At 44.5% G+C, this 6,649-nt stretch carries 11 protein-coding genes; all 11 read left to right on the top strand.

Translation table 11 applies throughout. The features are described 5' to 3' along the window. The coding region (locus tag ACTUJY_RS20690; protein ID WP_463618041.1) for a hypothetical protein at positions 1 to 242 on the top strand (242 nt) is incomplete at its 5' end. Beyond that, the gene (lysC, locus tag ACTUJY_RS20695) at positions 151 to 372 is read left to right on the top strand and encodes an Rz1-like lysis system protein LysC (RefSeq protein ID WP_463618051.1); all 222 of its coding nucleotides are present in this window, start codon (positions 151 to 153) and stop codon (positions 370 to 372) included. The genes ACTUJY_RS20690 and lysC, both read left to right, overlap by 92 nt. Before the next feature lie 3 nt (positions 373 to 375). Continuing rightward, positions 376 to 1,521 carry a hypothetical protein gene (locus tag ACTUJY_RS20700; protein ID WP_463618042.1) on the top strand — a complete coding sequence of 382 codons (1,146 nt, stop codon included), beginning with the start codon at positions 376 to 378 and terminating at the stop codon, positions 1,519 to 1,521. Between the two features lie 9 nt (positions 1,522 to 1,530). After that, positions 1,531 to 1,872 carry a phage tail fiber protein gene (locus ACTUJY_RS20705; protein ID WP_463618043.1) on the top strand — a complete coding sequence of 114 codons (342 nt, stop codon included), beginning with the start codon at positions 1,531 to 1,533 and terminating at the stop codon, positions 1,870 to 1,872. After that, on the top strand, positions 1,865 to 2,185 hold the full coding sequence (locus ACTUJY_RS20710; RefSeq protein WP_463618044.1) for a hypothetical protein: 321 nt from the start codon (positions 1,865 to 1,867) through the stop codon (positions 2,183 to 2,185). The genes ACTUJY_RS20705 and ACTUJY_RS20710 overlap by 8 nt, the downstream gene beginning before the upstream one ends. Position 2,186: 1 nt before the next feature. After that, a complete protein-coding gene (locus ACTUJY_RS20715; protein ID WP_463618045.1) occupies positions 2,187 to 2,768 on the top strand; it encodes a phage tail protein in 582 nt (193 codons plus the stop codon). A 97-nt stretch (positions 2,769 to 2,865) separates the two neighbouring features. Continuing rightward, positions 2,866 to 3,615 carry a hypothetical protein gene (locus ACTUJY_RS20720; RefSeq protein WP_463618046.1) on the top strand — a complete coding sequence of 250 codons (750 nt, stop codon included), beginning with the start codon at positions 2,866 to 2,868 and terminating at the stop codon, positions 3,613 to 3,615. 131 nt (positions 3,616 to 3,746) lie between these two features. Further along, the gene (locus tag ACTUJY_RS20725) at positions 3,747 to 4,256 is read left to right on the top strand and encodes a terminase small subunit (RefSeq protein ID WP_463618047.1); all 510 of its coding nucleotides are present in this window, start codon (positions 3,747 to 3,749) and stop codon (positions 4,254 to 4,256) included. Next, entirely contained in the window at positions 4,204 to 6,087 is a 1,884-nt protein-coding gene (locus tag ACTUJY_RS20730; protein WP_463618048.1) for a phage terminase large subunit family protein, read from the top strand. The genes ACTUJY_RS20725 and ACTUJY_RS20730 overlap by 53 nt, the downstream gene beginning before the upstream one ends. After that, a complete protein-coding gene (locus ACTUJY_RS20735) occupies positions 6,084 to 6,290 on the top strand; it encodes a hypothetical protein (RefSeq protein WP_463618049.1) in 207 nt (68 codons plus the stop codon). The genes ACTUJY_RS20730 and ACTUJY_RS20735 overlap by 4 nt, the downstream gene beginning before the upstream one ends. Further along, the coding region (locus ACTUJY_RS20740; protein WP_463618050.1) for a phage portal protein at positions 6,290 to 6,649 on the top strand (360 nt) is incomplete at its 3' end. The genes ACTUJY_RS20735 and ACTUJY_RS20740, both read left to right, overlap by 1 nt.

Raw genomic sequence — 6,649 nt, forward strand, 5'->3', positions numbered from 1 at the left:
ATGCCGTGTTGGCTGAGCAAACCATTACACAAGTTAACGAAGCCAAACAACGAGCGCACAGTCAAGCCCGTCAATTACAACACGAGTTAACGCAAATCTATGAACACAATCAAATCACTCAAGTGTGGGCTGATACTGCCATTCCTGATGATGTTAGGCGGCTGCTCATTCACGCCGAAAACGATCACAGTCACCAAGCGCGTGATGGTCCTGCCACCGAAAGCATTGATCCGAAATTGTGAAACGGTTCGCTTTGACGGACGACGCAATCGTGACTTGGTGGATTACGCTGTCGCACTTAAAAAAGCACACGCGATTTGTTCCGCACAAGTTAAAGCGTTAGCGCATTGGCACGAACAACAAGAGCGTTAATCGATGGCAAGCGTCACACCCATTCAGTCGTGGTTTTCGCAGTATGCCACTTCGCGCTCGTTCGATGCGGTGAATTTAACAAAGGGCGATGTCGTTGTTGCCGCAACGAAAATGGACAACGGTGGTTCGGCCACCTGTACCAGCCCAAATTTAAGTTTTGATGAAATCGGAAATCAACACGGTTGTTATTTTTGGTACGCGGTGGCTTCGAATGATTTAACGTCGGAAGTGGTTACGGTCACCTTTGGCGGCGCTTCACCCAAAGCGGGTGGTCAGTTGTTTCGCGTTACAGGCGCTGATGCTAACCATCCTTTTGAGCAAATCATTTTTGGAGTGCATTCCGGCAGTGGCTCCAACCCTGAGCCGCGCAGTGAATTCATTACACTGGCTGACTTAGCGAATACTGCCAACGAAACTCTTTTTGTGATTGGCATTGAGGGTGGTGAGTGTTCAACAGTGACACCTGCAACGGAAATACTCAATCCAAATCCGGTGAATTACAAAGCGAATTTATATTCGCGCTACACGTCACCCGGTGTGACATCGTTTGAGTATGCCATTCCCTTTAAATACAACACGGGGATTTATTGCGGCCTTGAAGTACGTCAAGCTGGTGGTGCTTCAACGGAGGCCAGTGGTACTGCCAATCTATCCGCGACGAGTGAAGTTACTGCAACCGCTCAAAAACAGTTTAATGATTATGCAACACTTTCTACCACTTCATCGGTTTCCGGAGTTGGACGCAAGGCGGCTATTTCGTCAGCCACAGTTCAAGCGGTCGTCAATGTCAGTGCGTTAAGTCAAAAACACACCGCACACTCTCTTGAGCTGAGCGTTCCAACATCCGGCACCGTATTGGGCGAAAAACACGTCTATAGCAACGAAAGCATTTCTGTTAAGGCTTCGATCCTTCTTGTTGGAAAAAAGCCAAGTAATGTGAATGTAGACTTATTGACTGCTGCATCGGTTACTGCGTTGGGAACTAAATCTTCCATTGGCACAGCAACACTTTCAGCAAGCATTCAATGGCTTCTTGTTGAAAACGCAAAGACGTTACCCACATTGGATAGCGATGATTTAACACTGTTTGGATTGAGTGGCTTTAGCTTTCAGTCGCTGTCTGATGAATTCACTTTAGTAAAACTTTAGGATTTGAAAATGCCATTATCCACTTCTGCAAAAAATTTAATGTTGGATGCACTTGATATTAATTCCGTTGCATTACATTCCGGCGACCCAGGCGCTGTTGGAACGGATAACGAAATTTCTGGTGGTAGCTACGCACGTCAAAGCATTACTTTTTCAGCTGCAACGAATGGTGCAAGAGATTCCAGCAATCAACCCGCATTTAACGTTCCTGGTGGTGCAACTGTTGCGTGGGTTTCGTTTTGGGCGAATACAACGTTTCGAGGCTCACGCCAGTTGGCGACGCCTGAAACTTTCGGCTCTGATGGGACTTACACACTAACCGATTCTGATTTAGTGCTCAGCGATGCCTAACTTATTAGAACGAGTATTCAGCGGGCGCGATAACGAAATTGAAATTCTGGTTATCAATAATGGAATACCTGTTGATTGGTCAAGTGTCACACGTTGGACATGCGAAGCAAGCAACAACACGCTCGATACACAAGTGGCAACTGGTGCAATTACTGGTGATGCAAACGGAATTATTAAATTGCGATTAGGTAGTGCGGGTTTTACACCGGGCCTGCATTATCTTCGCTTAACAGCTTATGATCCTGAGCATCCAAACGGGCAAGTGATTGCCAGTCCCAACACCAAAAACAAGATTGAAATTCTGGTTGAATAATGTGAGCTTTTCCATAGAGCACGATTTAAAAGACTGTTCAAAAGATTTAACGCAGTTGCAAAAGCTGTCGATTCCCGAAGCGATAAAGATTGCTCAAAACAAAACGCTTTCCAGTGTGCGTGTTGCAGCTCAAAAGGCAATTGCAAAAGAGTCCGGCATGCTTCAGAAAACGGTTAAAGAACGATTGATTGAACGTCCAACCAATCGTTTTGATAAAGCGGCAATTCTGGATGCGAAAACAGGGCGCGCCTATAACCTGATTGCCTCTGTTCCAAAGAGTCAGCGCAGGCCAGGTTATTTTAATAAGCGTATTAAAACGGGGAAGCGTAAAGGTCAATATCGTGCACCGGGTGTAGTAGCCAAGGCATGGGGTGAGCGTAAAGCTTATAAACACACCTTTATCATTAATAGTCGTAATGGGCCGATTGTAGTATCTCGAAAGAACAATAAACTTGAATCTAAGGCCGGCCCATCGATTCGTGAGATATTTAATAAGGATTCGACACGAGATGTAATGAGGGCTAAGGCAAAGGAGCGGATGGCGGTGGAGTTTGAGAGGGCTATGAAAAGATTGGTTAAGTGAAGATTACATCTAATCACGCGTTTATTATTTTTCTATTAATAGTCTCAATTGACTACATTTAAGTAACAATTAACACTTTTGAAAAAGAGTAGCAATAATGAGTAGTGAAATTAGAAAGGTATTAAGTGAACCAGTATTTATCGAATTTAGTGATTACGTAAGGAAAATTAGAAATTCTTTGATGTTTGTAAGCTTTATAGGATTGTTACTAACGATCGGAGGCGTTGAAATAGATAAAACTAGTGCATTTTTAGGAATTAAATTTTCAAACATGACGCATGGCAAAGTTTTAGTGATTACGATAATACTTAATATCTATTTGCTGTTGCATTTTATCTGGGCTAGCTGGGATTCATTCGTTGAATGGAAAGTGCGGCTAACAGGCACAAAAAGCATTAAAAAGAATACTGAAAAATTAACTGATACAACCCTGCCTGGAGATTATAGACAGCATAACTTATATAGATGGTGGTCTTGCGAAAGGCCTAAGATAAATAATATTTCAACTGAATTTTCAAAAATCAAAGACCACTTTGACCGGTGGGAAAGTGTAATGGAAAGGGATAATCTTGCCAACAGAGTAACTGAAATTAAAGATGCATGTAAAGAAATCAAGAAAATTAGCAGTGATATTAAAAACGTAGTTGACCAAGTTAAGGCTTTAAACAATTTAATTGACAAAGAATTAATTAATGAATCATTGGAAAATTTTGATTCTTGGTTCAAGCGATTTCTAAGTAGCCAGAATTTGAGATGGATTCTATTGGAGCTTTCACTTCCAATTGTAATGGGCGTTGGCTCAGTGATTTTTATTATTTGCTCGTTAATTGCTATTCAAAATACATAGTTATTTATGCAAATTATTATGAATTAAGGTACTTTTAGACCCCATACCCCGGCGGGTGCGTGGCCTCGCGGCGTTTCCTTTGTGCGTGGCCTTTCAAATCAGTTTTTTTGTTTTCTTCTCAGGTTATCCAAATGAAAGTCAATCGCAGTGACCTAGCGGCTTTGCTGGGTGTTTCGTTGCCTACGATAAATGCAAAAGTAAAAGCAGGAATGCCCTTTGTTTCAAAAGGAAGTCGAGGCAAAGAATGGGTGTTCGAAACGGTCGAAGTTTTAGCCTGGGAAAAAGAGCAAGCGGTTTTCGGAGCGGTTGGCGATGTTGAAACCGCAGACAAGGATACGTTGTACACACGAAAGCTACGTGCAGAAACGGAGGGCGCTGAAATTGATTTAAGAAAAAAAAAAGGAGAAGTTGCCGAGCTATCGGAAGTTGAACGGCAATGGAGCGGTCTACTTATTGAGCTACGTTCACGCTTAAGGCAAGTTGCGGATAGAGCTTCGCGCGGCGTTATTGGTTTGAATCGAGAACGAGATATTAAAGAAATCATACAAGATGAAATTGATCAGGCATTAGAAGTTATTGCCGACAACTATGACGGATGTGACGAATTCGACGACGCAGAAAGCGAGTCTGAGGAATATTGATGGTGTAAAGTTAACTTTAAAACGATCACTTCAACATTTAAAACCGCCCGAAAAATTAAAGCCTTCGGAATGGGCTGAAAAAAAATGCCGGATCCCAACTGGAAACAAAACGCCTGGCCCTGTTCGCTTCCGAAACGCACCTTACCAAGTTGAACCGCTCGACATGATGGAGCATCCCGACTGCATCCGCATTACCTTGATGTGGGGCGCGCAAACGGGTAAGTCGCAAGTACAGTTGATGGGTATGGGGTACTACATCGATCACAACCCGCAATCGATCATGCACATGCAACCCAGTCAAGGCGATTTGCAAACTTGGTTAAGCGCCAAGTTTGATCCAATGGTCGATACCACATCAAGCTTAAAAACCAAGATCGCTGCCGCTCGTGGACGCGACGGTGTCAATAACCAACGCATGAAACAATACCCCGGTGGCTTTTTAATGTTCGCCTGGGCTGGTTCACCCAAAACCATGCGTGGTCGTAGCGCACCGAAAATTTTTCCCGATGAAATCGACGGTTACGAACGCACCGAAGAAGGTAACGCCATTGGCCTGCTGTTTCAACGCTCCGCAACCTTCGGTGATGATCGTTTGTTGTTTGAAACGTCAACGCCAACGCTCAAAGGTTATAGCGCGATTGAAAGCGCGTTTGATTCGGGTGATCAACGCCGATGGCACTGCGAGTGTCCTCATTGCAATGAAAAGCAATACCTCAAGTGGTCACAAGTGAACTGGCAAAAAGAGGAGAGCGGCGAACACTTGCCCGAAACGGCTGTGTATGTTTGCGAACATTGTGGTGTGGGTTGGAACGATGCCGAACGTTTCGCCGCTATACGTAACGGAGAATGGATCGCTGCAAAACCGTTCAAAGGTCATGCAAGTTATCACCTGCCCGAAATGTGCAGTATGTTCCGACGATTGGCTGATATTGTTCAATCGTTTCTCGATAAAAAATCAACAGGTGATTTTCAAACCTTCGTCAATGTCTCGCTTGCGGAAACGTGGGAAGAAGAAGGCGAAACCACCGATCATCAAACGTTGATGAACCGACGTGAAACTTTTGAACATGAGATCCCTGAAGGCGCTTGTGCGCTGATCCTTTCTGCCGATGTTCAGCAAGATCGGATCGAATACAAAGTCAAAGCATTCGGCCCCGGTGAGGAAAACTGGGACATTTATTTTAAAACATTACGCGGCGATCCTACGACGCAAAAACTTTGGGACGAGTTCGATAAGGAAATTAATCAAACCTTTCGACACGCAACCGGAGCCATCCTTTCTATCGGTTGTACGGTTATCGACTCAGGCGCATTCACCGATCACGTTTATAAATTTGTAAAGCCGCGAGAAGGCCAACGCGTTTACGCCATCAAGGGCAAGGGCGGTGATGGTATTCCGCTTGTCAATCGTGGCAGTCGAAACAACAAGTACAACGTTCGATTGTTTACGGTGGGTGTCGATGCTGGCAAGGATTTGATTTATCGCCGATTCAAGGTTGAAGAACCCGGACCGGGTTATTGTCATTTCTCAAAGCATCCTTGTTTCGATGAGGAATACTTTTTACAGCTTTGTTCTGAAAAACGAGTAACACGCTTTTCAAAAGGCAAGGTTCGTTCGGAGTGGATTAAAAAGCGTGCGCGTAATGAAGCGCTCGATCTCGAAAACTACGCGCTTGCAGGGCTTTATATTTGGCAACCCAATCTTGAGCGCCTTCTTGCAAATCTTGATGCCACACCAGAAGAGCGGCAAGAGAAAGCGCAAGTGAAACGTGAGCGACGACAACAAGCAACAAACAACTGTTGGATAAATTCAGGGGGTGGATGGTTATGAATGAAACAGAAATAAGAGACATGATCGCACGATACCTACAAGCCGAACGCGATGTGCTTGCGGGTAAGGAAATCAGTTTTCAAGGTCGCACGATGAAGCTTGAAGACTTAAGTGAAATTCGAGCGGGTCGTGTCGCATTAGAGCTGAGACTCAAACAGGTTAAAGGTAAAGGGCAGATGGGTTCGCTTGTGAGGTTTTCTTAATGAGTGTAATTGATCGTTTTGCGCTTGCGGTTTCACCCACCTGGGCGATGCGACGACAACACAAACGCATGGTGATTAAGGCGTATGAAGCAGCGAAACCTTCGCGCACTCACAAACGCAAAGCCGATCATCGAAGTGGTGATGAAGCTATAAAGGTCGCAGGCCGAAGTATTCGAGGGCAAGCGCGCTACTACGAAGAAAATTACGACGTTGTTGGTGCTATTTTCGACACGCTTGAAACCAATGTGATTGGCCCTGAAGGGATCCGTGTTGAGCCATTACCACTGACTTTTGATGGTGAAGTGCATGATGCTTTCGCAAGTGAGCTTTCCTATTTGTTTTCGGAATGGTCGTTAAAG

Source organism: Pleionea sp. WD8-19, from assembly GCF_055326765.1.

What these genes read in the sequence shown, in the direction of transcription:
- lysC (WP_463618051.1), top strand. Translation starts at nt 151, where the DNA reads ATGTTAGGCGGCTGCTCATTCACGCCGAAAACGATCACAGTCACCAAG.
- ACTUJY_RS20700 (WP_463618042.1), top strand. Translation starts at nt 376, where the DNA reads ATGGCAAGCGTCACACCCATTCAGTCGTGGTTTTCGCAGTATGCCACT.
- ACTUJY_RS20705 (WP_463618043.1), top strand. Translation starts at nt 1,531, where the DNA reads ATGCCATTATCCACTTCTGCAAAAAATTTAATGTTGGATGCACTTGAT.
- ACTUJY_RS20710 (WP_463618044.1), top strand. Translation starts at nt 1,865, where the DNA reads ATGCCTAACTTATTAGAACGAGTATTCAGCGGGCGCGATAACGAAATT.
- ACTUJY_RS20720 (WP_463618046.1), top strand. Translation starts at nt 2,866, where the DNA reads ATGAGTAGTGAAATTAGAAAGGTATTAAGTGAACCAGTATTTATCGAA.
- ACTUJY_RS20725 (WP_463618047.1), top strand. Translation starts at nt 3,747, where the DNA reads ATGAAAGTCAATCGCAGTGACCTAGCGGCTTTGCTGGGTGTTTCGTTG.
- ACTUJY_RS20730 (WP_463618048.1), top strand. Translation starts at nt 4,204, where the DNA reads ATGACGGATGTGACGAATTCGACGACGCAGAAAGCGAGTCTGAGGAAT.
- ACTUJY_RS20735 (WP_463618049.1), top strand. Translation starts at nt 6,084, where the DNA reads ATGAATGAAACAGAAATAAGAGACATGATCGCACGATACCTACAAGCC.